This window comes from Eubacterium sp. AM46-8 (genome assembly GCF_003466705.1).
GTDB lineage: Bacteria > Bacillota > Clostridia > Lachnospirales > Lachnospiraceae > Lachnospira.
On record NZ_QSEU01000031.1, the window covers coordinates 1 to 2,248 of the forward strand.

Consider the following 2,248-nt stretch of genomic DNA (forward strand, 5'->3'; position numbering starts at 1 on the left):
TTGGTTAAGCCCTCGACCTATTAGTACAGATCAGCTCCATATGTCACCACACTTCCACCTTCTGCCTATCTACCTCGTCGTCTTCAAGGGGTCTTACTAACTTACGTTATGGGATATCTCATCTTGAGGGGGGCTTCACGCTTAGATGCCTTCAGCGTTTATCCCGTCCCGACTTGGCTACCCGGCTATGCATTTGGCAATGCAACCGGTGCACCAGAGGTCAGTCCATCCCGGTCCTCTCGTACTAAGGACAGCTCCTCTCAGATATCCTACGCCCACGCCGGATAGGGACCGAACTGTCTCACGACGTTCTGAACCCAGCTCGCGTACCGCTTTAATGGGCGAACAGCCCAACCCTTGGGACCTACTACAGCCCCAGGATGCGATGAGCCGACATCGAGGTGCCAAACCACTCCGTCGATGTGAACTCTTGGGAGTGATAAGCCTGTTATCCCCAGGGTAGCTTTTATCCGTTGAGCGATGGCAATCCCACTTTCATACCACCGGATCACTAAGTCCTACTTTCGTACCTGCTCCACCCGTCGGTGTCGCAGTCAAGCTCCCTTCTGCCTTTGCGCTCTTCGAATGGTTTCCAACCATTCTGAGGGAACCTTTGAGCGCCTCCGATACTCTTTCGGAGGCGACCGCCCCAGTCAAACTCCCCACCAGACATTGTCCCCCAGCCGGGTCACGGCTGCAGGTTAGAAGCCCAGTACTGCAGGGGTGGTATCCCAACATCGACTCTGATGCATCTGGCGACACATCTTCTCAGTCTCCCACCTATCCTGTACATGCAATACCGAACCCCAGTATCAAGCTAGAGTAAAGCTCCATGGGGTCTTTCCGTCCTGGCGCAGGTAACCAGCATCTTCACTGGTATTTCAATTTCACCGGGTGCATTGTCGAGACAGTGCCCAAATCATTACGCCTTTCGTGCGGGTCGGAACTTACCCGACAAGGAATTTCGCTACCTTAGGACCGTTATAGTTACGGCCGCCGTTTACTGGGGCTTAAATTCAATGCTTCACCTTGCGATTAACATCTCCTCTTAACCTTCCAGCACCGGGCAGGCGTCAGCATATACCTCACCTTTCGGTTTTGCATAGACCTGTGTTTTTGCTAAACAGTTGCTTGGGCCAGTTCTCTGCGGCTCCATCTCTGGAGCACCCCTTCTCCCGAAGTTACGGGGTCATTTTGCCGAGTTCCTTAACAATGCTTCTCCCGCCGGCCTTAGGATTCTCTCCTCATCCACCTGTGTCGGTTTACGGTACGGGTACATCAAACACTATAGCGGCTTTTCTCGACACAAGCTCCACATGCTTCGCTACTTTGGTTCGCTCCACATCGCGCCCTCGAGTTGACAGACGGTTTTGCCTATCTGTCCTCTGCTGCGCTTGTACCGGACTTTCCTTTTCCGGCTCATGCTTCCCTCATGTGTCCCCACATTTCTGATTTGATGCAGTACAGGAATTTCAACCTGTTATCCATCGACTACGTCTTTCGACCTTGCCTTAGGCCCCGACTTACCCAGGCAGATCAGCTTTACCCTGGAAACCTTAGATATTCGGCCTTGAAGATTCTCACTTCAATCTCGCTACTCATTCCGGCATTCTCTCTTCAAGACAGTCCACCATTCCTTTCGGTATGGCTTCGTTCCGTCTTCAATGCTCCTCTACCAATTCATTAGAATTCCTAAGCTTCGGTGTTGTGTTTTAGCCCCGGACATTTTCGGCGCAGGACCTCTCGACTAGTGAGCTATTACGCACTCTTTTAATGTGTGGCTGCTTCTGAGCCAACATCCTAGTTGTCTTCGAAATCCCACATCCTTTTCCACTTAACACACACTTTGGGACCTTAGCTGTAGGTCTGGGCTCTTTCCCTTTTGACCACCCAACTTATCTCGTGCAGTCTGACTCCCTGGCATCATCTGTCCGCCATTCGCAGTTTGATATTCTTCGGTAGGCTTTGACGCCCCCTAGGAAATTCAGTGCTCTACCTGCGGCAGACTAACCAGAGGCTAGCCCTAAAGCTATTTCGAGGAGAACCAGCTATCTCCGGGTTCGATTGGAATTTCTCCCCTATCCACACCTCATCACCACCCTTTTCAACGGATGTGTGTTCGGTCCTCCACTACCTCTTACGGCAGCTTCAACCTGGACATGGATAGATCACCCGGTTTCGGGTCTATGATAAGCGATTCAACCGTGCTTTTAACACTCGCTTTCGCTTCGGCTCCGGACCTTAAGTC

Annotated in this window: 1 rRNA gene; it reads right to left on the minus strand. The window is 51.7% G+C overall.

Going from position 1 to position 2,248, the window contains the following annotated elements:
• Positions 1–2,248, minus strand: a 23S ribosomal RNA gene (locus tag DW963_RS13060); the annotation flags it as partial.